Annotated in this window: 27 protein-coding genes; 10 read left to right on the forward strand and 17 right to left on the reverse strand. The window is 62.5% G+C overall.

The genetic code is table 11. The features are described from left to right. Positions 1-22: 22 nt before the first annotated feature. Complete coding sequence (locus tag F7R19_RS08335) at positions 23-967, reverse strand: LysR family transcriptional regulator (protein ID WP_150979953.1); 945 nt, start codon at positions 965-967, stop codon at positions 23-25. Between the two features lie 144 nt (positions 968-1,111). Between F7R19_RS08335 and F7R19_RS08340 the strand changes: the two genes are divergently transcribed. Further along, positions 1,112-2,215: an alpha/beta fold hydrolase gene (locus F7R19_RS08340; protein ID WP_150979954.1), complete on the forward strand. Its 1,104-nt coding sequence runs from the start codon at positions 1,112-1,114 to the stop codon at positions 2,213-2,215. Positions 2,216-2,460: 245 nt separating this feature from the next. Continuing rightward, positions 2,461-3,405 carry a tripartite tricarboxylate transporter substrate binding protein gene (locus F7R19_RS08345; RefSeq protein ID WP_061957282.1) on the forward strand — a complete coding sequence of 315 codons (945 nt, stop codon included), beginning with the start codon at positions 2,461-2,463 and terminating at the stop codon, positions 3,403-3,405. A gap of 196 nt (positions 3,406-3,601) precedes the next feature. Here the strand turns inward: F7R19_RS08345 and F7R19_RS08350 are convergent, their stop codons facing one another. Further along, the gene (locus F7R19_RS08350; RefSeq protein WP_061957283.1) at positions 3,602-3,847 is read right to left on the reverse strand and encodes a hypothetical protein; all 246 of its coding nucleotides are present in this window, start codon (positions 3,845-3,847) and stop codon (positions 3,602-3,604) included. A gap of 377 nt (positions 3,848-4,224) precedes the next feature. On the opposite strand from F7R19_RS08350, the gene F7R19_RS08355 reads away from it, so the two are divergent. Next, a complete protein-coding gene (locus tag F7R19_RS08355; RefSeq protein WP_223506061.1) occupies positions 4,225-4,686 on the forward strand; it encodes a BON domain-containing protein in 462 nt (153 codons plus the stop codon). A 112-nt stretch (positions 4,687-4,798) separates the two neighbouring features. Here the strand turns inward: F7R19_RS08355 and ku are convergent, their stop codons facing one another. The 9 genes from ku to F7R19_RS08390 all read right to left on the reverse strand — a co-directional run bounded on the left by ku (position 4,799) and on the right by F7R19_RS08390 (position 10,753). Beyond that, positions 4,799-5,857 (reverse strand): non-homologous end joining protein Ku, encoded by a 1,059-nt coding sequence (ku, locus tag F7R19_RS08360; protein ID WP_061957285.1) that lies wholly within the window; start codon positions 5,855-5,857, stop codon positions 4,799-4,801. Between the two features lie 24 nt (positions 5,858-5,881). Further along, on the reverse strand, positions 5,882-6,028 hold the full coding sequence (locus F7R19_RS29700) for a hypothetical protein (RefSeq protein ID WP_170292571.1): 147 nt from the start codon (positions 6,026-6,028) through the stop codon (positions 5,882-5,884). Between the two features lie 27 nt (positions 6,029-6,055). Beyond that, entirely contained in the window at positions 6,056-8,056 is a 2,001-nt protein-coding gene (locus F7R19_RS08365; RefSeq protein ID WP_150979956.1) for a hybrid sensor histidine kinase/response regulator, read from the reverse strand. A gap of 189 nt (positions 8,057-8,245) precedes the next feature. After that, on the reverse strand, positions 8,246-8,401 hold the full coding sequence (locus tag F7R19_RS29705; RefSeq protein WP_157779518.1) for a hypothetical protein: 156 nt from the start codon (positions 8,399-8,401) through the stop codon (positions 8,246-8,248). Positions 8,402-8,836: 435 nt separating this feature from the next. Further along, positions 8,837-9,091 carry a hypothetical protein gene (locus F7R19_RS08370; RefSeq protein WP_061957287.1) on the reverse strand — a complete coding sequence of 85 codons (255 nt, stop codon included), beginning with the start codon at positions 9,089-9,091 and terminating at the stop codon, positions 8,837-8,839. A 23-nt stretch (positions 9,092-9,114) separates the two neighbouring features. After that, positions 9,115-9,336: a translation initiation factor IF-1 gene (gene infA, locus F7R19_RS08375; protein ID WP_008646230.1), complete on the reverse strand. Its 222-nt coding sequence runs from the start codon at positions 9,334-9,336 to the stop codon at positions 9,115-9,117. A gap of 17 nt (positions 9,337-9,353) precedes the next feature. Beyond that, entirely contained in the window at positions 9,354-9,818 is a 465-nt protein-coding gene (locus F7R19_RS08380; protein ID WP_407648892.1) for a hypothetical protein, read from the reverse strand. A 240-nt stretch (positions 9,819-10,058) separates the two neighbouring features. Further along, complete coding sequence (locus F7R19_RS08385) at positions 10,059-10,520, reverse strand: hypothetical protein (RefSeq protein WP_150979957.1); 462 nt, start codon at positions 10,518-10,520, stop codon at positions 10,059-10,061. Then, entirely contained in the window at positions 10,517-10,753 is a 237-nt protein-coding gene (locus tag F7R19_RS08390; protein ID WP_061957290.1) for a hypothetical protein, read from the reverse strand. Before F7R19_RS08390 ends, F7R19_RS08385 begins: the two co-directional genes overlap by 4 nt. Before the next feature lie 305 nt (positions 10,754-11,058). On the opposite strand from F7R19_RS08390, the gene F7R19_RS08395 reads away from it, so the two are divergent. Then, complete coding sequence (locus F7R19_RS08395) at positions 11,059-11,262, forward strand: cold-shock protein (RefSeq protein WP_061957291.1); 204 nt, start codon at positions 11,059-11,061, stop codon at positions 11,260-11,262. A 227-nt stretch (positions 11,263-11,489) separates the two neighbouring features. Here F7R19_RS08395 and F7R19_RS08400 read toward each other — a convergent pair whose 3' ends face one another. Next, positions 11,490-11,774, reverse strand: coding sequence for a hypothetical protein (locus tag F7R19_RS08400; protein WP_061957292.1), 285 nt, complete (start codon positions 11,772-11,774; stop codon positions 11,490-11,492). 238 nt (positions 11,775-12,012) lie between these two features. Here F7R19_RS08400 and F7R19_RS08405 point away from each other — a divergent pair, with 238 nt between their 5' ends. The 3 genes from F7R19_RS08405 to F7R19_RS08415 all read left to right on the forward strand — a co-directional run bounded on the left by F7R19_RS08405 (position 12,013) and on the right by F7R19_RS08415 (position 13,090). Continuing rightward, positions 12,013-12,282: a hypothetical protein gene (locus F7R19_RS08405; protein ID WP_150979958.1), complete on the forward strand. Its 270-nt coding sequence runs from the start codon at positions 12,013-12,015 to the stop codon at positions 12,280-12,282. Between the two features lie 216 nt (positions 12,283-12,498). Then, entirely contained in the window at positions 12,499-12,789 is a 291-nt protein-coding gene (locus F7R19_RS08410; protein ID WP_061957294.1) for a hypothetical protein, read from the forward strand. Between the two features lie 52 nt (positions 12,790-12,841). Beyond that, positions 12,842-13,090 carry a hypothetical protein gene (locus F7R19_RS08415; RefSeq protein WP_061957295.1) on the forward strand — a complete coding sequence of 83 codons (249 nt, stop codon included), beginning with the start codon at positions 12,842-12,844 and terminating at the stop codon, positions 13,088-13,090. Positions 13,091-13,153: 63 nt separating this feature from the next. On the opposite strand, the gene F7R19_RS08420 is transcribed toward F7R19_RS08415, so the two are convergent. Continuing rightward, positions 13,154-13,339: a hypothetical protein gene (locus F7R19_RS08420; RefSeq protein ID WP_150979959.1), complete on the reverse strand. Its 186-nt coding sequence runs from the start codon at positions 13,337-13,339 to the stop codon at positions 13,154-13,156. A 311-nt stretch (positions 13,340-13,650) separates the two neighbouring features. Between F7R19_RS08420 and F7R19_RS08425 the strand changes: the two genes are divergently transcribed. Further along, positions 13,651-13,833 carry a hypothetical protein gene (locus tag F7R19_RS08425; RefSeq protein WP_223506063.1) on the forward strand — a complete coding sequence of 61 codons (183 nt, stop codon included), beginning with the start codon at positions 13,651-13,653 and terminating at the stop codon, positions 13,831-13,833. Between the two features lie 39 nt (positions 13,834-13,872). Here F7R19_RS08425 and ligD read toward each other — a convergent pair whose 3' ends face one another. Beyond that, complete coding sequence (gene ligD / locus F7R19_RS08430; RefSeq protein WP_150979960.1) at positions 13,873-16,554, reverse strand: DNA ligase D; 2,682 nt, start codon at positions 16,552-16,554, stop codon at positions 13,873-13,875. Positions 16,555-16,840: 286 nt separating this feature from the next. Here ligD and F7R19_RS08435 point away from each other — a divergent pair, with 286 nt between their 5' ends. Then, a complete protein-coding gene (locus F7R19_RS08435) occupies positions 16,841-17,863 on the forward strand; it encodes an SDR family oxidoreductase (protein ID WP_061957299.1) in 1,023 nt (340 codons plus the stop codon). 87 nt (positions 17,864-17,950) lie between these two features. On the opposite strand, the gene F7R19_RS08440 is transcribed toward F7R19_RS08435, so the two are convergent. Continuing rightward, complete coding sequence (locus F7R19_RS08440; protein ID WP_150979961.1) at positions 17,951-18,082, reverse strand: MFS transporter small subunit; 132 nt, start codon at positions 18,080-18,082, stop codon at positions 17,951-17,953. Between the two features lie 18 nt (positions 18,083-18,100). Then, positions 18,101-19,528, reverse strand: a complete 1,428-nt coding sequence (locus F7R19_RS08445; RefSeq protein WP_061957301.1) for an L-lactate MFS transporter — start codon at positions 19,526-19,528, stop codon at positions 18,101-18,103. 957 nt (positions 19,529-20,485) lie between these two features. On the opposite strand from F7R19_RS08445, the gene F7R19_RS08450 reads away from it, so the two are divergent. Beyond that, entirely contained in the window at positions 20,486-22,471 is a 1,986-nt protein-coding gene (locus tag F7R19_RS08450) for a PhoX family protein (RefSeq protein ID WP_150979962.1), read from the forward strand. A gap of 66 nt (positions 22,472-22,537) precedes the next feature. Here the strand turns inward: F7R19_RS08450 and F7R19_RS08455 are convergent, their stop codons facing one another. Next, positions 22,538-23,698, reverse strand: a complete 1,161-nt coding sequence (locus F7R19_RS08455; protein ID WP_061957303.1) for a BamA/TamA family outer membrane protein — start codon at positions 23,696-23,698, stop codon at positions 22,538-22,540. Between the last annotated feature and the right edge of the window lies 1 nt (position 23,699).

Here is a 23,699-nt window from a genome sequence, read left to right on the forward strand (position 1 = left end):
CGCTGCAGCGGCGTCGCGGGTTTCACGTATCGACCGCTTTCTTGCGGTGGCGCGCCGCGATGCGATGCGTCAGCGTGACCAGCGAATCGAGCGCGGCGTCGCCTTGCCCTTCGCGATAGCCGAGCGTCAGCGGCGCGCGCAGCCGATCGGCTTCCACCATCCTGCAATACGCCACGCCATGGCGATTCAGCCCGGCCATCGATGCAGGCACCACGCTGACCCCGGCGCCGGCGGCCACGAGGTTCAGATTGGTCAGCATGCGTCCCACTTCGGCGCCGATGCGCGGTGTGAAGCCCAGCGTCTCGCATTCGCGCAGCAGGTCGCCATACATGCCAGGCGCGCCGGGGCGGCGCACCAGTATGAATGGATCGTTGGCCAGCGCCGCCAGCGATACCGGTGCGCCGGCATGTTCGCCGCGCATGGCGCGACGGCGCAGCAATGGGTGATCGAGCGGCAGCGCGATCACCATCTCTTCTTCGAGCAACAGATCGAATCGCACTCCTTCCGGATGCAGTACCGGCGCTCGCAGCAGCGCGGCGTTGAGCGTGCCGTCGGCGAGCTTTTCGATGGCTTCGGCGGCGTTGCATTCGGTCAGTGACAAGGCAACGTGCGGAAATCGCCGACGGGATGCGCGCAGCACTTCGGGCGTGAGCCGGTGCGCGGCCGCGGAACTGGTGAAGCCGATCGCCAGCGAGCCTTCGTCGCCGCGAGCCATGCGCTGCATGCGCGCACGCATCTGGTCGATGCGCGCGAACAGCTCGACGGCGTCGGCATGCAACGCCGTGCCGGCCGGCGTCAACGCCACGCCGCGCGGCAGACGCTCGAACAGCGTCACGCCCAGCTCGGCTTCCAGCGCCTTGAGCTGCTGGGAAAGCGGGGGCTGCTGGATGCCAAGCTGCTCGGCCGCGCGCGTAACCGAGCCTGTGCTGGCCACCGTCAGGAAATAGCGCAGATGTCTTAATTCCATACGGACATATTCATTAAATATGGGATTGCTGCCATGCATATATTTTACGAAAGGACGGCATGTGATTAATATTGGCGTTTAGCCCGATGTCCTCCGTGCACGGGCGCAACGGCGGTAAAAAACAGACATCCCAGGAGACTTTTCATGCGCCGCGTATTCCGCGCCTTGCCCCTTGCCGTATTGGTCGCCGCCCTCAGCACGTTGGCCGGATGCGCCGGCTTGCCGCAAGCACCAGCAAGTGCCGTCGCCGCAAGCAAGCCGCAATGGCAGCGTGTGCACCTCGGCGCTGGCGCGGGATACGACTTCCCGGTCTATGCCAACCATCGTCTCGACGGTGACCTGAGCCGTGTGCGCGCGGTGGTGTTCGTCCAGCATGGCTTGCAGCGCAACGGCGACGACTACTACGCCGCGGGCGCTGCGTTGCTGAAGGAAAGCGGGCGCAATGCCGACGAAGTGTTGCTCGTAGCGCCGAACTTTCCTGGTACGCCCGATGCGGCAAAGCATTTCGACAACATGCCGGTGTGGAGCGTGCAGGGCTGGATCGGCGGTGAAGACGCGGTGTCCGGACCGGGCGCTGGCGTCAGTTCGCTACAGGTGCTCGACGACCTTGTGGCGTACGTGACGGACAGGAAGCGCCTGCCGAACGTTGTCAAGGTGACGGTGGCTGGTCATTCGGGCGGCGCGCAGATCGTGCACCGCTACGCCGTGCTCAACAACGTCGACGAGAACGTGCGCGCCAGCGGCATCGATCTGCGCTACGTGGTGGCCAATCCGTCGTCGTATCTGTATTTCACGCCCGAGCGGCCCGTCGCGCCCGACTATCGCAGCTTCGCGCCATACAGCACGGCGGTATGCGCGGACTACGACAAGTATCGCTATGGCATGAACGATATGGTTGCCTATGCCAGGGGGGCGAACGGTATGGCGCTCTATCGGCGCTATATGCAGCGCCAGGTGACATACATGGTAGGCAGCGAGGACAACGATCCGAATCATCGCGTGTTGGACAAGGCTTGCGGCGCCGAGGCGGAAGGCCCCACGCGCCTGCAACGTGCGCGCGGTTACTGGCGATACGAGCGTCATCTGGCGCAGCCCGGGCAGGCAAGTGCACACCGCGCGTTCGAGGTGGTGGGCGTGGGCCATGATCAGGCGCGAATGTTTGGCTCGCAATGTGGCGCGCAGGCGGTTTTCGGCACGGATCCGTCTGCTAACAATAGTGGCGCGGCATGTCGCGCTCCGCAGCTGTAGTGGATCGATGACGCCTGTCTGCGCGTTAGGGGGCGCGGGATAGCCGAGCCGCAGCGACGCCGCGCCTGCAAGCGTTGGCATCGCTGCGCGCAACGAAGCGCTTGGGTGGCGGGAGCAGGCGCTATCAGGCGGGTTTGTCCGGGCGGCGTCTTCAGGCGCGCGGTGCTAGCATGCCGGCAGCCTGTCGACCCGCTCCCGCTTTCATGCCAGTTTCCACCCGCAGGCGCGCTGTCGCGACATTGTTGATGTTGCCGCTCGCGCGTCCGTGTCTTTCGTTTGCTGCCGCCGAACCACTGCGTTTGCTGGTGGGCTATGCCTCCGGCGGCGGCGCCGATCACGTGGCACGTACCGTGGCCGAAAGCCTCAGCAACGATGGCGCGCCAACGATCGTCGATAACCGGCCTGGCGCGGCAGGCCAGATTGCCCTGCACGAGGCAGCGCGCGCGCCCGCTGCGCGGCCCACGCTGCTGTTCGGCACCGTGGGCTCGGTCAGCATCGGGCCGCTGCTTGCCAGCTCACTTGAATCGCCTGCGCGCGCGTTGCACCCACTCGCCATCGTGGCCAGCACGCCGCACGTATTGCTGATGGCAGGCGATGGCGCGCACTGGGGCGCTGGCGATGCACGCCGGGCGCTGCAGCATTGGCTCGCTGAAGCGCGCCGGCATCCCGGGACCATCGCCTATGCATCGCTCGGCATTCATTCCAGCGCGCACCTCGTTGGCGAGCTGATGTGCCATCAGGCGGGCGTGTCGATGACCCATGTCCCATACCCAGGCAGCGCACGCGCACTGGTCGATCTTCAAGGGGGGCACGTCGCGTTGCTGGTGAGCACCTTGCAGGCCTCGTTGCCGCTGATGCGGCAGGGGCGGGTGCGCGCGCTGGCCGTAACCGGGCGGGCGCCCAGTGCGTTGGCGCCTGCGGTCCCCACCTTTGCAGAAGCCGGCATATCGCAGATGCTGCAGGACGCCTGGTACGGTGTGCTGGCAGCACCGAGTCTGGACACAGCGCGTCGCGCGTCGTTGTCGATGCGTCTGCCCAAAGTACTGCGCGATGCGTCGCTGCGGCAACGTCTTACGCAGGATGGCGCAGATCCACTGGGTCTCACGGGGGCGGATGCCGTCGACTATCTCGCGAGCCAGCGCGATGTATGGCGTCGGACCATCGCGGCGGTGGCGGATCGCATCAGTTGAGCGCCAAGCGCGCTCGTTTTTTATCGCGACCGAAATTCAACGCTTCACCGTGGAAATGAAAGACGCCGGAACATCCTTGCGGAAGTTCCGGCGCGGGGCCTGTTTGCGTGAGGCACGCTAGACATCAGCGTGTTGTGACAACCGTGGAGATGTCACTGCAGGCCCGGGAAAAACCGTCGTTCGGCGACTGGCGCCGTTACTGCTGGCGATTCTTGTCCTGTTTGTCCTGTTGCTGCTGCGAGCCTTGCTGACCCGAGCCCGAGCCTTGTTGCTGATGCTGGCCAGAGCCCTTGTCCTGGTTGCCCATCTGCCCGCCGCCTTGGCGTTGCTGATCCTGGCTACCTTGCTGCTGCCCACTGCGTTGGCCGGGTTGCTGCTGATCCTGCTGCTTTTGTCCGGATTGCGATTGGTTACCGGATTGGCTACCTTGCTGCTGTCCCATTGCTATCTCCAAGTCGCGGCAGGGGCTGCCGCACGCTTTACTGCAGCAATCGCCGTGCCACGTGCGGATGTGTGGGTTATGACATCTGACAGACATACAGGTAGTCGATGCCCCACTCGGGTAGTGCCGCGATTTACAACGCATGCCAGCTTTTTACACAGGCCAAGTTTTTCAGTGCGGGATAAGCGGTCCCGGACGGTCTCGCCGCCTTGTTTTTCGTGAGATTTTCCTTGTCGCTCGGGGTGGAACGCAATTTGCAGAATCCCATGCAACGGTGTTTGGCTTGTGCTGCATGTGCAGGCGCCAAAGTAAGGCCGTGTGTAGGAATGAATGAACTTGATTGATTGCGATTCAAACGCTAACAAGGAGATATGCGCATGAAGACCGTAAAGACTTTCCGTTTGGCTCTGATGGTTGCTGCACTGGCCGCTGCGGGTGGCGCGCACGCGCTGGACAACGGCGGCTTTATGAAAGTGGCCGATACGATGAACAACACATCGACGCAGCCGCCGGCAAATAACGCGCCGGGCATGCCCGGTCATACCGAGGGGGACAAGGAAAAGCTGCCAGCGGCATCCACGGGCGCGAAAACTGACGCGAGTGTCGATAATGCAAAGCAGGCCGTCACCGACGGATCGCTGACGACCAAGGTGAAGACGAAGCTGTTGGCCACGAAGGACCTGAAGTCCACCGGCATCCACGTGAAGACGAAGGATCGCGTGGTGAACCTGACCGGCACGGTGCCGAGCAAGGAGCAGCATCAGCTTGCACTCGATACAGTGCGCTCGGTGAAAGGCGTCGACAACGTGAAGGACAACCTCAAGGTGTCTTCGCGTTAAGTACGAGGTTTTCTGATGCGCGGCGACTATAGTCGGTCCGCGCTGAGCCGCGACTCTCCCACGTGTCGCGGCTTTTTTATTTCTCTTCGCGAATGATTGCAGGCGCGTGTCCTCAGGCTGCCTTCCGGCGGCCGGGAGTCTTTGCCTGGGCGGCGGTGCGTGTGGCGGTCTTTGCTGGCTTTTTCGCCGGTGATTTTCCGGATGCTTTCTTCGCGGCGGTCTTGCGCGTCGCACGCTTGGCTGGCGCCTTCGCCGCGGCCGCCTTCCCCGCCTTGGCCGACGAGGAAGCACGCTTGGCCGCCTTGCGCGCAGGCTTCTTTGCATCGGCGTCCGCATCCGAATCGGTTTCGGCGTCCGAGCTGGCTGCGCCCTTGCCGCGATTGCCGATGCTGCGTTTGAGCAGCGCCATCATGTCGATCACCTTTGCGCCCTTGCCGGCAGATGGTGATTCCTCCTCGGCAGCTGGCGTCAGCACGTGGGTCTTGCCCGCCTTGACCTTGGCGCGGATGCGGGCGAGCAGATCGTCTCGATAGGTGTCGTGGTACTGCTCCGGCTTCCAGTCCTCTGTCATCTCTTCGACGAGCCGCGTGGCCATCTCCACTTCGCGCGCGCTGGCCGCATGTTTCTTGCCGCCGGGCAGGCTCAGATCCTCGATGGGCAGCACTTCGTCGGCAAAGCGCATGGTGTTGAGCACCAACGCGTTGCCAGCCACCAGCAGCGCGGCCAGATGCTGGCGGTTGCGCAGCACCACCAACGCCAGCGCGGCGCGGCCCGTCTTGCGCATCGTCGCGTGCAGCAACGCGTAGCCACGTTCTCCGCGTTTGTCCGGCTCGAGGTAATAGGGCGTATCGAAGTAGTAGGGCGGGATCGATGCGGCATCGACAAAGCTGACGATATCGACAGTCTGTGTGGCCTCGACATTGGCCTGACGAAAATCCTCGTCGCTCAGCACGACATATTCGTCTTTCTCGTACTCATATCCCTTGACGATCTGATCGCGTTCGATCGGCTTGCCGGTGTGCTTGTTGACCCGCTGGTAACCCACCGGCGCCATATCGCGCTTGTCGAGCAGGTCAAGGTCCAGCGTATTCGAACGCGACGCGGATTTCACCGCAACGGGAATGTTCACCAGCCCGAAGCTGATGGCGCCTTTCCAGATGATGCGAGACATGATGCGTTACCGGAGTCGATACGTCTAATGCAGACGAGCGCGTTGCGGCGGTGGAGGCGGCAGGTCGCCGGGCGGCGGATCGTTGATCGGCTCCGGCGTAGTATCGGGCGGCTCTGGCGGCGGCGTTTCGGGCTTCGGCGGTACGACGTCGGGTTCGGGCGTGATATGCATGAGCTTCCTTTTTCGGGCGTCGACGCGTCAGGCGTCAAGTTCGTCCAGCAGGCGCGTAAGCGCGTTCAGATCCGCTGGCTTGACCAGGTGCAGGTCGAAACCGGCGGCGCGTGTGCGGCGGCGGTCGTCGGGCTGGCCGAAACCCGTCAGGGCCACCAGGCGCGCATTGCGCAGTTCGGGAATTTCGCGCAGACGGCGTGCCGTTTCGAATCCATCCATGGTGGGCATGCCAAGATCCAGCAGCACCACGTCCGGGCGCACGCTGGCCGCACAGTCGATCGCACTTTGTCCGTCGGGCGCGGTGATCACCGTGTGGCCGAGCGTTTCCAGCGTCATCGTCATCGCTTCCAGCGCGTCGGCGTTATCGTCGACGAGCATGATCGTATGCGCGACGCCAGACTGCGTGCGCGTCTTGCTGGTGGGCGGATGCCAGTTTTGCCACGGTTCCACGGGCAGTTCGACAATAAAGGTGCTGCCCTGGTCGCGCCCGGGACTCTCCGCGCTGATGCGCCCACCGTGTAGCGTTACCAGCTTCTGCACGAGCGTCAGGCCGATGCCGGCGCCTTCGCGCGCGGCAAAATTATCGGGATCGGTGATGGTCGCGTCGGCAGTTTCGGTGGGGGTATCTTGATCGGACACCGCAACGGCCTGCGCATCACCGACCCCCGGGGCCAGGGGATCGAATAGCTGACGCTGCAGCACGGCCGACAAACCGTTGCCATTGTCGCGTACGCGCACCAGCACTTTGCCATCGGCAGCGGTGGCTTCGACCGCAATGTGGCCGCCCTTGGGCGTGTATTTCGCGGCGTTGTGCAGCAGGTTGGCGAATATCTGCGTCAGCCGCACCATGTCGCCGCGAATCGGCAATGGCTGTTCAGGCAACGACAGCCGCAGCGTATGGTCGCGCGCTTCAAGCAGCGGGCGAACGGTTTCCACGGCGGTGTTCAACGCGCCACGCAACTCCACGAGATCACGCCGCAGCGTGATCTTGCCCTGGTTGAAGCGCGAAACGTCCAGTAGTTCATCCACCAGCCTTGTCAGATGGTGCAGCTGCCGGCTGATGATGTCGCGGGCGCGGAACATGTCCTCGCGGGAAGGAGAAAACTGCTGCAGCAGATCGACCGCGCTACGCATCGGCGCCAGCGGATTGCGTAATTCGTGCGCCAGCATCGCGAGAAACTCGTCTTTGCGGCGCTCCTCATTGTGCAGCGTGCGTTCCGCGCGCTTGTGGCGAGTCACGTCCTGGCAAATCCCAGCCACGCGCAGGCAACTACCGTCCGCCGCGCGTACCGGGAACGCGCGCATGTGCACTTCGCGGATCTCGCCATTCGGTCGTTCCAGCTGGAACTCAGTGTCCAACCTGCCATCGCGCAGCATGCTCTGCCACTCGGCCTCCATGCGCGTCTGATCTTCGGGCAGCACCGATTTTAGCCATTGCATCGGGTCTTCCTTCAGCGGCTCCAATGGGCGGCCCCAAAGCGTCTCGAACGAAGGGCTGACGAACAGGAAGCGCTGCGACGCGGGATCGAAGATCCACACCACATCGGCCAGCGCTTCGGCCAATTGCCGGAACAGGTCTTCGTTCTCGTGCAGGGCCTGCGAGGTGCGCCGGTAGGCATCCTCGGCGCCGCGCATGCGCAGCAGGGCCTTGATGTTGGAAATCAGTTCCTCGGGTTCGACGGGTTCCATCAGGAAGCTGTCGGCGCCGCCATCGAGCGCTTGTGCGCGCCGACGCGCGTCCGTTCCGCCCGATACCAGCAGTACCATCGTGCGGGCGGTCTGCGGGTCGTCCTTGATGAGACGGCAGAGGTCCAGTCCATCGATATCGGGCATCTGGCCCGACAGCAGCACGAGGTCGGGTGCGTGCTGACGCACCAACGCCAGCGCGGCCTGGCCGTTCGAGGCCTCCAGCACCGACAAGTCCGCACGGTTGAGGATGCGACTTTTTACATAGCGCGGACCGTCGCGATCTTCGACGTTAAGAATCAGCGGCTGGCGCGGGGCTTGATTGGCAGGGGAGGTGTTCATAGCTGGCAGGCGGCTTGGTGGGCCGCGATAGTGATCGCAAGGCGGGGAACACGCTGGGCATGCTGCATCACCCGGGTCTGCCTCCCGGCAAGCCAAGGTGATGTTGAAACGGCTCGCATTGTATTTTTTTCCGGCATTCCTGCCATATCCTTTGTATTTTTTGCGTAAAGCATGAAGAGGGGCTTTGCTTCAGCGAAGTACGCCGATGGTTCGGGCGAACGTGGTTTCCGCGGCGTGGCCCGTCGCCGGCAACACCAGCAAATACGCCACTGCCAGCGTAAGAATGCCAATCACGGCACGCTGCCAGAACTCGCTCGAAAACCAGGGATCTCGGTCTTGTCTCATCGGATTTATCTTGCTTGAAGTGCCTGACGGCCATGTGGTTTGGGACCACAGTGGCAAGAACCGTGCCGCAGGCGGCGGCTTCGCTGACAGACGAACGCCTACGCCGCCCGGCAAAGGCCTGGGAGGGATCGCAGAAGGGTGTGACGGGTGAGGCCCGACCCGGAATGGGTGAGCGTGCGTTGCCGTGGCGTGGTAGCCGCGACATCGTTGCGCAGGTAAGGAATGCAATTCTTGCCAGGCCGCTACGGGCGGACGTCGGCGGTCCGAAAGCGTCCACCGCATGCCACCGCTTGTGTGCGGCATGGGGGCGCTTGCGCTGGTCTTATGGCATGTTTTTGCCGGCGGCCAGTTCCGGCGCGAGACCTCCGGCCGATGCGGCGGGCGAAGCGGTCGCGGCGTGCTTACTGCCGCGCGTCTCTGGCCGCCGCCTGTCTGTCAGACGTTGAATTCGGGGCTGCCGAATTGCGAAAGCAGCGACTCGATCAGCGCCAGGTCCTGCGTCTGCGGCGTGCGGTCTTCCACGGCGCGCGAAGGCCCGCCGTACACCGCCGTCACGTGCCGCCGAACAGTCAGCACGCGCGTGTCAGGTGCCGCGGCTTCCACGGCCGGCCATGGCGTGCGGCGATAGCTGCCGGCGATCCAGCCTTTCGGGGTCAGATGGATTTCTTCCCATTCCTCGCTATTTGGCATATGCGATTCTCCCGTAAGACCGTTCAGGACTTATGACGATAGTTGATGCGGCCCTTAGTCAGATCGTAGGGCGACATTTCGAGCGTGACGCGGTCTCCGGCGAGAACACGGATGCGATTTTTCTTGAGTCGTCCGGACGAATAGGCCCACACTTCGAAGCCGTTTTCCAGGATGACGCGGAAGCGATTATCGGGAAGGACTTCCGAAACTTTGCCGCCAAATTCCACCAATTCTTCTTTAGCCAAGGGCGCTCCTGTCTGATTCAGAGAATGCCGCGATGCGACGCGGCGGGGGTTGCGGATTGCTGATACGAAAACGGCCGCGGACGCATGCGTGCGATCGCGCTCTCGCCCGCATGGCGGGCGGCCTGTCTGGCCTTTGCTTCCGTACCGAACGTGGCATGTCGCATCGAAACGTTGGCGACAATGCGTTCGGCGCCGTCGCTGTATTCGGAGATCATGTAGTTCGCAAACCAGAGACCCGGTTCCTGCTGAATCGGGTAGACGGATACGGTGAAAGGTGTCGTGCTGTAGTTCAAATTGTTGCCTTGCTGGTGGCGATCCATCCGGGAGGCCCTGTGCCGTGCGTCGCATTTGCGCGCATATGTGCTGGCCTGGCGACCGGTCGCCATTGCGAAAATGTCAGCGTCGAGGGGCCGCGCAACGGCGCAGTCGAGGAAGCTGGCTTGAGATTGACCGTGCTTGCGCAAGCGGACGCGCTGGTACATGCGCAGTCTTTGCGGAGCGGACGTGCCGCGGGTCGGAAATGGTTACGGGCAATGGCTGCCCTGAAAAGATGCGGGTGTACGCCCGGTCGGCCGCTTGTGCTCTTCTAGTGTTGATGTCGTGCGGGCCGCGTAATTGGCGTCGAGTGATTTTGACGCGGGGCCAATAGTACCACCTCCGCGGGTTTTCTGCTGAAGTGGCATTGCACGCATAAGGCGACGCGCGCGGCGGCACTCATCCACTCAGCATCCGTTGCGCATCTGCTCGTTGCGCACGTCGCGCTGCAACTTGTCCAGCGTGTTCATCGTGTGCGGACCATTCGGCTGTCCCATCGTGACGTCGATGGCGCGGTACTGATCGGCCAAGGCTTCGCACAACGCGGTCCGCATGCCGTTGGGTGGTGTGGCCGATTGTGCGGATGGCGAAGACTCGTCGCGCATTTTCCGCTCGGCGCGCGCGGTGGCGCTGCTGGAGAGATAGTCCTGTTCACGCTGCCGGATATCGTCGCTCTTGCCCAGCGTCGAGACGCTACCGTTGGCTGAATTCGACACTGTCGAATAGCCCGCCGGGCACGATGCATCCTGCGTATAGAGCGTTTCCGCGCCGTTCCTGCAGCGCGTTGCCGAGGCCGGCTGCATGAGCGTGGCCAGCGCGACGCACAGCAACGCCCTGATGCAATGCGCGGTTGCCCAGGCGGCTTTCACAGGATCTCCGGTGCGGCGTTGCCCGGGACAATGGCCCAGCCTTGCGGGCCGTCGTCCTTGGCGTCGCGATAGCGCCATACCGTGCCGCAGTCGGTGCAGCGGAATGTGCTGACGGTGACGGTGGCTGCGCGGGGAATCTTGCGACGCTGCGTATCGATGATGCGCAGCGCGGGATGACCAGGGGTGCCGGCGGTGTCGGGAATCACGGCGAGGCAGTTTTCGCAGCGTGCCATGCGGGCCTCGTGTGGTGAAGGAAGGCCACTGTAGCATGCATCGCCATACCGACACGCATCGAAACAGCGCGCCTGGTGCAGCATGTACTATGCGACGCCGTATCCCATGCCGCACTCCATCGCAGACGTTTCGTCATTGACGGCGATAGGGCATACCTGTATAAGGGTCGGTGCAGGATCTTCAAGCGTAACCTAGAAGCGTTAGATGCTCGCCCCGGCGGCTTCACTTTCTCTCCATGTTTCTTTCTTGATCGTCATGCCTCGCCTGCATTTTGGCTCGGCGAGAATCTTTAAGGAGTCCTGACATGGAAACCGGCACAGTAAAGTGGTTTAACGAATCTAAGGGTTTTGGCTTCATCTCGCCTGACGCAGGCGGCGACGATCTGTTTGCACATTTCTCCGAAATTCAAGGCAACGGTTTCAAGACGCTTCAAGAAGGCCAAAAGGTGCGCTATGTCGCAGGCGTTGGCCAGAAGGGTCCGGCAGCGACGAAGATCGAACCGATCTGAGTCTTGCGGCACCGTAGTCTGAAAAGCCCCGCTTCGGCGGGGTTTTTTATTGAACGGCGCACACGGGCGCCGGATCGTGCGGGACGGAATTCGCGGCATCATCGCTGCGGCGGCCTCCATCCATGGCGATGTCTCTGTCTTCGACATCCGGTGCGACATGTGCAGTCATGCACGCCACGCCGCGACGAGCGGTGTTTTGCCGATCCGGTACGTCGGCAATACTGATTTCAGAGGCCGCCCAAGGATTCGCCGGGCACCAGCCCCGCCACGATGTCCTCGCCGCGCTGCACGGCGGCGCGCTTGGCCTGGCCCAGATCGGACCACTGAGCATTGGGCACGTGAAACACGCGTCCGCTCATGTCGGTCGGCTGTTCGCCTTCGCGGCAAATGACGACAGAGGCGCAATAGGATCGGTCCGGACGACGTTCATGCCATTCGCGCGGCGGGTCGTATTTATAGACCAGCGGATAGATATCGAAACCGTTGCTGCTAGATGCTGGATGGCTGTCCATCGTTTGCTCCCACTGGATTTCTGACCACTCTACGCCTGTTTCCACCCCGTCCGCGCTTTTATTTTGTTTTATTGGAAAAGCACGGCGGGTAGGACATCGGCTGACATCGCACGCGAGAGCCGGCGCGCATGATGGGCTCACGCACCGCGAGTTTTTACGCATTAGGGCCCTTTATCACGAGAGCGTGCCCGCGGCGCCCGAGCGCCCGCCTCTTTGCGGGCGACAACCAATTCAGGGCGTGGAAAATTCTGGAACGCACACATCGCATTCGTATCGCGGGCTCGTCCTGCAGATGCACGTCTACCGTGTGGCGGTAACCGAAGGCCTGCTTTCGCAAATTGTCGCCTGGGGCTATGAAGTCAGTGTGCGCGAGGCCGACGGCGATGGCGGCGCGCATGTCTGGGGTCCAAAGGCGCATACCTCTCCGTATCTGTCGCATGAGGCAGCCGAACGGGCATGCATCCAGCGCGGCCGCATTGCGGTGGATTTGCTACTCGAAGGTATCTAACCGGGTGACGTTGCCGGCGGCTACGGCGCGGTCGGCATTATTCGAGTCAAATGCTGACGGGTCGGCGCCGGTACGCGCTTGAAAGCGCTGTGTTGCGTGATTCCGCTACGACGGACGTGGTTTCGCTCTGAAAATCGTTCATACCTTCCAAATAATCCACTGCACACGACCTTAATGCGCGTAGAGTACATATGCCCGCATCGAGGGGAGAACTCAGTGGATAAAGCCAGGCGTACCAGCTACAAGGGGTTCGACATCTACCCTTTGGTGTATCGGTTCGATCCCGCAAAAAAATGGTACGAGCACGCGCGCCGGCCGGCGCGCACCTATAGTTCGTCGGTGCTGATCTGCCAGGAGGGCAATGACCCGACCCGCGAGCCGGTGGGCGTTTTCAAGGTTCAAGGCAACGCATTCGATTGCGTTGCCGTGGCCATGGATGCCGCAGTGACGACCGCGCGCGAAATTATCGACCGGATGGTGGATAAGAAGGTCGTCGTCGGTTTATAGAACCCTTTGCAGCGAACCGGCTGTGTTGGCGAAAAATACGAGGAGACGAGCAATGGACAGGCAGACCAAGCATAAGGCTGAACTGCGCGCGATGATTCGGGCGGAGCAGGACAAGCTCGATGTGTGCAAGGGTACGTGCTTCGGGGATATCTGCTGGACCGCACCCGATGCGCAAGGTTGCAACTGGCGCGTATCGAAAATGGAAGGCGAGAACGGCAATGCCTGTCTGGATGCGCTGCGGCCCGTGCTCGAGACGTTGCGGCAGCAATTCAATATCCCGGATGAAGAAGCGCGCGGCTAGCCGCGGCAGCGCTTATTGCCAGCCGATTTCGGACCGATGGCGCTTTGTTCCAGCGTCGGCCGGTCACTCGCCAGCATTGGCGAGCATCCGGATAGCGATCGCGCAAACCATGACCAATAGCGAGCTTGAGTAGCTCAACGTGCTGAGCCAGGCCAGCCCGGCGCTTACCGTTTCGCGTTTTTTCTGCTGCCATTCGACCCAAAGCGAAATGACGAATAGCAACAGACTAAAACCGAAAGAAATGGCCAAGCGTGTCTCCTCGAGTGTGCCGCACGACAAGTATGCGAAGGGCGCGAGAAGGCGACAACGCGGTGGCGCTGAACGCTTTTCCTGAACCGGTTGCTCACTCTACGCTCGTTGCCCTGGCAGTCACGAGTTTTTATTTCCTTGTGCGAGGGTCGTCCGTTGCCCTCGCAATATCGCGGCGCATTCGTTGCCTGCGGGTGCGATGATGGCGCCCGCGCGCCGGATTCGGCAAATAAAACCGCTACGCACGCGCAGATCGGCGTAGAGTCGGATCACGCAAAGCAATATGAGGAAGCACAATGATAGAGAGTGTCATGTATAAGGGTTGCCATGTGCGATTCGATGTAGGCGAGCGCACGTTCGGCAATTGGCATTGGTTCTACACCATCGACGATCGGTCAACCTTCGGCAGCTACGGCCGCGGCTTTCCCACGCGGGAACTGGCCGCCATCGAGGCCATGGACGAAGCGCGACTGCGCATCGATCGCACCCACTAGCCCGGAAAGTTCTTGGCAGCACGCGTGCTTCGGCGCGCGTCAAACGTCGTCGAGCAGTTTGCGCGCGGCGGTCAGCGTTTGCCGGACCTTGTCGTGCCCCTCCCAGGGATCGTTTCTCGATAGCTCATCGAGTCGTTCGTCGACGTTGGCGATGGTCCATTGCGCCGATGCGCGCAACTCCGGCAGCTCATCCCAATGCACGGGAATCGATACGCCGAGCCCCGGTCGTGCCCGCACCGAAAATGCCGCCGCCGTGGTCGCGCCGATGCCGTTGCGCAGATAGTCGATAAAGATCTTGCCCACGCGATTGCGCGGCCCGCTCTTGGACACGAAGCGTTCGGGAATGGTCTTGGCCATATGCACGACCACATCCTGCGCAAACGCGCGCACGTCATCCCATCCCGCGCGCGCGGACAACGGCACGACGACGTGCAACCCCTTGCCTCCGCTGGTCTTCAGGAAACTTTGCAACCCCAGTGCGTCCAGCAACGTCTTGAGCAAGCCGGCCGCTTCCTGAATCGTCGCCCAGTCGACGCCTTCGCCAGGGTCGATATCAAAGACGATTTGATCGGGTTTGTCGATGTTGCGCGCCTTGGCATTCCACGTGTGAAATTCCACGACGTTTAATTGTGCCGCTTCGACGATGGCCGACGCGCGCGTGATCTCCAATAGCGACGGATGTCCCGGCCATAGCGCGGGGTCCAGCGCGTTGACGCCATTGACGTGAAGCGTATCGCCGTGCCGCTGAAAGAACTGCTCGCCGCCGATGCCTGACGGCGCGCGCACCAGTGCCAGCGGCCGTCCTTTCAGATATGGCAGCATCAGCGCCGCCGCGCGCGCGTAGTAGCCAACGAGATCGCCCTTGGTCAGGCCGGTGGATGTGTCGATAACGCGGTCCGCGTGACTCACGACGATCTTGCCCACCGCCATTCTGGTGGGCTTGCTGCGCGTTGCGGATGTCTTCACGACGGTTTTCCCTGACGTTGCGGAGGTCGATGAGCGGTGCGATGTTTGGTCGGCGGCCGCCGCGCCCTTGCCGCGCGATGGCGCTTTCGAGGGGACTTCCAGCGTGATGGCCGCCGCCGGCTTGTCGGTGCGCAGGGCGTGAAATACCGAATGGCGCACGCGACCCTCGCGCGTCCACGCGCCGAATGACACTTCCGCCACCAGTTTCGGCTTGACCCAGTTGCCGCGGATGCCGCGCGGCAGCGGGTCGAATGGGGCCTCGTCGGCGCGAATCGCGTCGAGCTGTTTGCGCAGCGCGCCAAGCATGTCGGTGTCGAAGCCTGTACCGACATTGCCGACGTAGCGTAGTTTGCCTTGTGCATCGTGCAGGCCCAGCAGCAACGATCCCAGGCCACTTCGGCTGCCTTTGGGGTCAGTGAAGCCGCCGATGACAAACTCCTGGCGATTTTGGCACTTGAGCTTGATCCACGTATTCGCACGCGTGCTGACATATGGCGCATCGATACGTTTGGCGATGATGCCTTCCAGCTTCATGCGGCAGGCGGCATCGAGCATGTCTGCCGGGTTGCCTTCAAAGTTGTCGCTGAAACGCACGCGGCTGGCATCATGGTCGGCCAGCAGCCCGCGCAGCAACGCGCGACGCTCTGCCAGCGGCACTGCGCGCAAATCGTGGCCGGCGAAATAGGGCAGGTCGAATGCGTAGAACTGGATCGCATCCACGTGCGAGGTTTCGAACGCGTTCTGCAGCGCCTGGAAATCCGTGATGCCATGCGCATCGACCACAACGATTTCGCCATCGAGCCAACCATCGGGCCATCCGAGGCTGGCAATCTCGGCGGCGAGGCCGCGCATTTTGGCAGTCCAGTCGTTGCCCTGGCGCGTGAACAGCCGTACATCGTCCCCGTCGATGCGGGCCAGGATGCGGTAGCCGTCGAACTTTATCTCGTATTGCCATTGCGCGGGATTGGCGGGCGGCGCGTCGACCAGCGTGGCAAGTTGCGGTGACAGCGCCAACGGCAGCGCGGCCTTTTTTGCGCCCGCAGGCAAGTCGGACAGTGCCGTACGCTTTTTCGTTTTTCCCGATTTGGCGGCGGCGCCCTTGCTGGCATTTTTTTTTCCGGCGGCCTTCTTGCCAACCGCGGTTTTCGCTTTTGCTGTACCAGTCAGCACGCTGTCCGGCATTGCGTCGACCACATCGAATTCGGACGCGGGCCGCGCGTACTCGTCGCGTTCCTTGATCAGCAGCCACGCGTTGTCGTCGCGCTGTTTCTTGCCTCCCATGCGAACCAGGGTCCAATGGCCTTGCAGTTTCTCGCCGCGCAGTTCGAATTTCAGCTTGCCGTCGCGATAGCCGGCCTCGGGATCTTCGTCTGGCACCCACACGCCACGGTCCCAGACGATAACGGTGCCGGCGCCATAGTGGCCGGCCGGAATTACGCCTTCGAAATCGGCGTAGTCGAGCGGATGATCTTCGACATGCACGGCCATGCGCTTGACGGATGGGTCGAAGCTCGGTCCCTTGGGCACGGCCCAGCTTTTGAGCGTGCCATCGAGTTCCAGGCGGAAGTCGTAATGCAGGCGGCGCGCGGCGTGCTTCTGGATGACGAACGCATGCGCCGATGGGGCGGCTGACCGCTTGCCGCGCGCGGCCGAGCGGCTGCTGCCGCTGGGCTCCGGCGTGGCCGAGAAATTGCGTTTGCGCTGGTATTTTTCCAGCGTAGGCGGGGCGGCGTCGGATGCGGTGGTATTGGCCATGGGGATCGGTGCGTATCTGGCGGGGACGCATAAATTGGTTGGTTTCAGCTTATGCAGCGCACGCCGCCTGCGAAAGCAGTCCGCGTCCTACATGCGCGCGCGTCGCGTCTTTACCCGTCTTTACCCGCTTTGTAAAACCTGTCCCTGCTTGCTGCGCCGCACACAGGCCTGCGCGCGTGAAGAATCGGCACTTGCGCCGCGGGAACAGGATTTGCGTTGGATTAGCCGGTTACGGACCGACGTTCCCACTGACCTGAACCTGCTTACCTCAACCATGAGAGGCAACATGAAGACCCTGAAGAAGATCGGCTCGCAGGTGATCGTGCTGACCGGCGCCACGAGCGGCGTGGGGCTGATAACGGCGCGCAGGGCAGCGGCATTGGGCGCCAAGCTTGTGTTGGTGGCGCGCGGCGAAGATGCACTGGGCAAGCTGGCCGAAGAGTTGCGCGAGCATGGCACGGAAGTCATTAGCGTCGCTGCGGACGTGGGCCGGCACGAGGATGTCGCCCGTGTGGCCCAGGCGGCGCTGGAGCGCTTTGGCGGTTTCGACACGTGGATCAACAATGCCGGCGTGACGATATTTGGACGGTACGAGGACGTGCCGCTGGAAGACCAGCGGCGCCTGTTCGACACCAACTATTGGGGCGTGGTGCACGGATCGCTGGCGGCGGCCGTGCATCTGCGGCAGAACGGCGGGGCAATTATCAATATGGGCAGCGAGGCATGCGATGGACCACTTCCGTTGCAGGGCGCCTATGCGGCGTCGCAGCATGCGATCAAGGGCTTTACGGACTCGCTGCGGCTGGAACTGGAGCAGGAACAGGCGCCGATTTCCGTCACGCTGATCAAGCCGGCGGGACTGGACACGCCGATGGTGACGCACGCCAAAAACTTCCTGCATGTGATGCCCAAACTGCCGCCGCCGCTGTACGACCCGTCACTGGCGGCGGATGCCATCCTTTTCGCCGCCGAAAATCCACGGCGCGACTTGTTCGTCGGAGCGTCTGCAAAGGCGTTCTCGGCCGCGGCCTATCATGCGCCGCATGCGTTCGATCGACTGATGCGCCGCTTCATGGGCCGCGCGCAGCAGACCCGGACACCCGCCGGCCCGCGTGAGGACAACGCGCTGCATGTGGCCGGCAACAGCATGATGGAACGCGGCGAGCCGGCCGGCCGGCGTCGCGCGTTGCGGTCTTGTCCATACACGACGTCATCACGACATCCGATGCTGACCACGGCGCTGGTGGTTGGGGCGACGGCGGCGATGGCAGCCATGCTGCAGATGCGCAATCGGCGCGAGGAGGGCTGATGCGCCTGCGCGATGAAAAATAAAAATGGCCGCAATCGCTTGCGGCCATTCGTGTATCCGATCGGGATCGGCGAGAGACAAAAACGCTTACTGGAACAGCTTGAGCGCCTGCGTGATCGTATTGGACACACCCCACACCAGCGGCACCAATACATAGAGCCAGAAAACGGCCAGCAGGCCCTTGTTGGTCGGATGCGCGTTCAGGTTCTGTTTTTCCATATGTAGATCTCCGTGCCGTCAGTGGGCAGCGCCAGTGCTGGCGCCGAGCCTGGCCACATCGGCGTCGGTCATGTGATGCTTTTCGTTGACGCGCGACACCAGCAGGTTGCAGAGGAAGCCGACAACCAGCAGCGCCGCCATGATGTGCAGCGTCATGGTGTAGGCCGCCGCGCCGGTCACGCCATGCGCCACCTGGTATTCGCGGATGTAGTTCACCAGCACCGGACCGGCGATGCCGGCCGCCGCCCACGCCGTCAGCAGGCGGCCGTGGATACCGCCGACGAAGGCGGTGCCGAACATGTCGGCCAGATACGCGGGAATGGTGGCAAAGCCGCCGCCGTACATCGACATGATGATGCAGTAGGCCAGCACGAACAGCGCAATGTTGCCGGATGCGCCCAGTTGCGGCACCAGCCAGTACAGCACGGCGCCCAGCGCGAAGAACACGAAGTAGGTGTTCTTGCGGCCGATCCAGTCCGAAGACGATGCCCAGAAGAAGCGGCCGCCCATATTGAACAGCGACAGCAGCCCCACGAATCCGGCGGCGGCCGCGGCGGAAACACTACCCTTGAAGCTCTCCTGGATCATCAGCGATGCCTGGCCGAGCACGCCGATGCCGGCCGTCACGTTGAGGAACAGCACCAGCCACAGCAGATAGAACTGGGGCGTCTTCAGCGCTTCGTCGATATGCACGTGGTTACGGGTGATCATCTTGTTCTCGACCACCGGCTGGGTCCAGCCCTCCGGCTTCCAGCCGGGCGGCGGCACGCGGATCGCCAGCGAGCCGATCGTCATCGAGATGAAATAGCCGACGCCCATCACCAGGAAGGTCTGGGTTACCCCTACCGACGTGGCGCTCTTGAAATGGTTCATCAGCGCTACCGACAGTGGGGCGGCAATCATCGCCCCGCCGCCAAAACCCATGATGGCCATGCCGGTTGCCATGCCGCGACGGTCCGGGAACCAGCGGATCAGCGTGGATACTGGCGACACGTAGCCGAGGCCGAGCCCGATTCCGCCCAGCACGCCGTAGCCCAGGTAGAGCAGCGCGATCTGGTGCGTGTAGACGCCCAGCGCGGAAATCAGGAAACCGCTGCCGAAGCAGCAGGCCGCCGTAAACATGGTCTTGCGCGGGCCGACGCGCTCGAGCCATTTGCCCGCGAATGCCGCGGAAATGCCAAGAAAGAAAATTGCCAAAGAAAAGATCCAGCCCAGGGTGGTCAATTTCCAGTCGTCGGGCGCGGATTCGGTAATGCCGATCACCTTGGATAGCGGAGCATTGAATACCGAAAACGCATAGGCCTGGCCGATGCAAAGGTGAACGGCCAGGGCGGCGGGGGGCACCATCCAGCGGGAAAAACCCGGTTTGGCGTAGGTCGCTTCCTTGGAAAAGAACGGCGCCTGCCCATAAGACGGGTTAACGCCGTCATTCATCACACTGCTCATTGAATGTTCTCCAGTCGTGGATCCTGGGTAATCCTTCCACCTGGCCTGGCGCGCCCGGCAGCGCTGGCCGCCGCCGGTTGACCCCGTCACGCCGTGGTTGGAATTACCCAAAGAAGGGTCGCTGATCCGGGCTTTCAGAGATGTTTTGCCCCGGATGCCGCGACGATTGCTACGGGTTGCTACAAAACAGGGCGGAATTGGGCGCGGAACCCGATGGGTTCGGCAAGGGAGGCGGCGCGGGGCGCGCGGCGCCCGCGAGAATGGCATCGAAGAAATGGCTCATCGTGTTTCCGATCGGGGCGAGCGATATATGGTTGGGACGCATATATCGCCGGGAAATTATTATGCGCAGAACCTTAGCCGGGCCGATTGAACCCTTCAATAGGCTAAAGATGACATATTCCCGAAAAACGTGAATTGGCCGCTTTGATGAGGATAATTTGGGATCGCACGGGGCGAGCCGTAGGGTTTTTGCCACATTCGCGCCCAGGGCTGGGCGCGCGCACTTGCGTCATTGAGTTTCGGCAAAATGGCTAGTCTTCACACATCGAGGCGGTCGATCGCCCGTCTCATTGTTCGCACATGCGGTCACAAAAACGTCATTGAAGCGCTTTAGGATGCGTTCCGTGGCGGGTCTTCCTCGGCCATGAAAGGACAAGCCGGCCGAACCAGAAATGGGGTGCAACGGGCGACATAGTGGGTGTCGCGCGCGCCGGCGAATTGATACGCTGCGGCCGGATCCCGGCTGCGGCGTTTTTTTTTGGTGGGTGCGCGCGGCGGACGTCTTGCAAATGGGGATCAAGTACACACGATGTCGCTTGTCTTCAACTTGTTGTCACAAACGGTTCATACGATTCGCCCTGGCCTGATCGCTGTGCGGTCGTCCTCACACCGCGAACGGATAGGGTCTTTCGCTTGATCCGTTCCATGACAACTAGATGACGGGAAGAAATCGAAATGTACGAAAAACCTGACGCTTCGCGCCGCAAGGCACTGAAATTCCTGGCTGGCGCACCGATGCTGCCGCTCGGCCTGGCCTCGACTTCACTGCTGGCAGCCTGTGGCGGTGGCGATGACGCGCCGGCCGGCAACGGATCCACGCCGGTCACCACGCCTGGCGCGACGCCGACCTTTGCATCGGCCGAATTCACGGGAATGCCGGCGCCCTCGCTGAGCAATCCGGCCGCCATGGCCACCACGACTGTCGGTTCGAGCCTCAAGGTGACGCTCAGCGACGGCAGCAGCCAGACCTACAAGCTGGCCTACCAGCCGTTCTTCATGACCGGCGACCTGGTGCCGGACGGCAAGGGCGGCCAGATCCTGGCCGGCGGCTATTTCGACATCAACAACAACCCGATCATCGACCCGTCGGTGAGCGGCAATCGCCAGTTCTTCTCCGATTCGCCGGATGGCACCTCGCTGTTGAAGATCGACGGCGCGAAGGTGGCGGGCGTGAAGGGCAACACGGTTTTCGCCGTGGTGCAGTTCGAATACACCACGTGGGACCAGGCCAAGGTCAAGGACATGTACGGCCGCCTGCCGTCGCCCATCGCGATCCTGACGCTGGACCAGGACCCCGCTACCGGCAAGCTCTCGCTGGTGAAGTACCACAACGTCGATACGTCGGGCGCCAACGGTCTGTGGATCACCTGCGGCGCGAGCCTGTCGCCGTGGAACACCCACCTGTCGAGCGAAGAGTACGAGCCCGATGCGTTCACGGCGGCCACCAACGCCCAGTGCATCGAATACGCGCGGAATCTGTACGGCACCTCGTCGATCCCGTTCAATCCCTATCTGTATGGCCACTTGCCCGAAGTGACGGTGAACCCCGACGGCACCGGCTCGATCAAGAAGCATTACTGCCTGGGCCGCATCTCGCACGAACTGGTGCAGGTGATGCCGGACAACCGTACCGTGCTGATGGGCGACGACGCCACCAACAGCGGCCTGTTCGTGTTCGTGGCCGACAAGGAAAAGGACCTGTCGGCCGGTACGCTGTACGTGGCCAAGGTCGGTTCGGGTTTCTCGGTCGATCCGGCCGCGCCCGGCGCCGACCTGACGTGGATCCGCCTGGGTCACGCCAGCAGCGCGCAGGTGGAAGCCTGGGCCAAGTCGCACACGATTGCCGACATCATGGATGTGTCGACCACCGATCCGGCCGACGCGACCTACACCAAGATCATGCTTAGCGGCGTCGCGCAGTGGATCCGCGTCAAGGCCGGCAAGGAACTGGTTGCGGCGTTCCTGGAGACCCACCGCTACGCCGCGTTGATGGGCGGGAGCATGGGCTTCACCAAGATGGAAGGCACCACGGTCAACATCAAGGACAAGGTCGCCTACTCCGCGCTGCAGAATATCGTCGATTCGATGGTGACGAACAACACCGCGCGCGGCTGGTATGCGCAGAGCAATATCGGCGTGCCGGCGGCCATCAACTCGGGCGGCGTGCTGCAGCACAAGCTGGCCGGCGGTCAGAAGGACACCAGCGGCGCGGCGATCAACAGCGAATGGATGCCGGTGCACACCCAGGGGCTGCTCCTTGGCAAGGACATCGCCGCCGACGCGCTGGGCAACACGTCCGATCCGGAAATCATCGGCAATCCGGACAACCTCAAGTTCTCGGAAAAGCTGCGCACGCTGTTCATCGGCGAAGACAGCAGCCGTCACACCAACAACTTCCTGTGGGCGTACAACGTCGACACGAAGAAGCTGTCGCGACTGATGTCGGTGCCGGCTGGCGGGGAGTCGACGGGCCTGCACGCCGTAGACGAGATCAATGGCTGGACATACATCATGAGCAATTTCCAGCACCCCGGCGACGGTATCAAGGCGCAGGTCAAGGCCGTGGTGGAGCCGCTGGTGTTTGCCAACTACAAGAACGGTCTCGGCGCTTCGGTGGGCTACCTGACCGCCGACCTTACCAGCGTCAAGCTGGGCAAGTAATCGCCGCGCTGTAGCGCAGGGCGTCGCGGGTGACAGGCCCGCGACGCCTTTTTTATCGCCGTAGAGTCAGAACGCCTCGTTGATCTGAAAGTAGACGCCTTTGGTGTTGCTGCCAACGCCGACGTCGAACCGCACATTAACGCGCGGCTTGAATTCGAAGCGATATCCCACGCCCGCGTTCGGCAGCCAATGCGCCGACGTCAAGGCGCCCGGATTGCCGGCGATCGCGCCCGTTCCCAACCAGAACACCATGCCCTGGCGACCCGCGATATGCCAGCGGTATTCCACCTGCGCGGTCAGCATCGCCTTGTCGCGATACTGTCCCATGAAATAGCCGCGCATGTGTCGCCCGTCGCCCAGCTTGGACATCATGCTCCACGGCACATCGCCCCAATTGAATTTGCCATAGATGTCGAACGCCAGTACGTCGCGTTCGCGCATGCGGAAATACGTGTCGTAGGTGATGTCGAGCGATTCGAAATCGGTGTCGCTGCCGATTGCGCGACGGTAAACGGTGCCGTTGAGCAGCAGCGCCTGCCCCTTGTAGGGATTGGGCAGGAAGTCGCGCGTGTCGTAGGAAAAATGCGCCGTCAGGCCGCTGCTGAGAACCCGCGTGCCATGCGGATCGGTGGCCAGCGCGCTGCTGCTGCCGCGGTCCAGTTGCGCCGCATTGTCGTACTCGAAATCGTAGCCGCCGCCGATGTAGACATTGGGCCGTACGCGCACCATCACGCGTGGCTGCACTACCACGCCGCGCCGCGTGTAGCCTTCCTTGTTGGCGTTGTCGATGGCCTTGTCGTAGCCAATGCCCCAGTAGGACGTCGGCATGTTCACCAGCCCGCCAGAGAAGACAAAGCGGTAGCTGTCGTCGGCAAAGAACGTGTTGTTGTCGACGCCGATGCCCACTGCGCCCGTGGTGGTCAGAAATCCGTGGATGGTCACCGTCGACAGCTGCGTGTCCTTTTCCGCGTTGCCGGGTTTGTAGAGACCGATGGCGGCAGCGCCGACGCCGAGGCCCATCTCGGGGTTATAGAACGGGCCCGGCAGCACGCCCCAATCGATGCCGTGGCTCAGATCCACTTCCTTGGACGCGCCAAGCTTGTTCAGGACTCTGTCGATCCAGCTCGTGTGTTCGGCTGAGGCGGTCTGCGGCGATTGCGCGGTCTGCGCCGCCGCGGACGCCGCACAGACCGACAGCGAGAGCCAGGCGACGATGGTGGTGCGCATG

It is taken from the genome of Cupriavidus pauculus (assembly GCF_008801835.1).
GTDB classification, from domain to species: domain Bacteria; phylum Pseudomonadota; class Gammaproteobacteria; order Burkholderiales; family Burkholderiaceae; genus Cupriavidus; species Cupriavidus pauculus.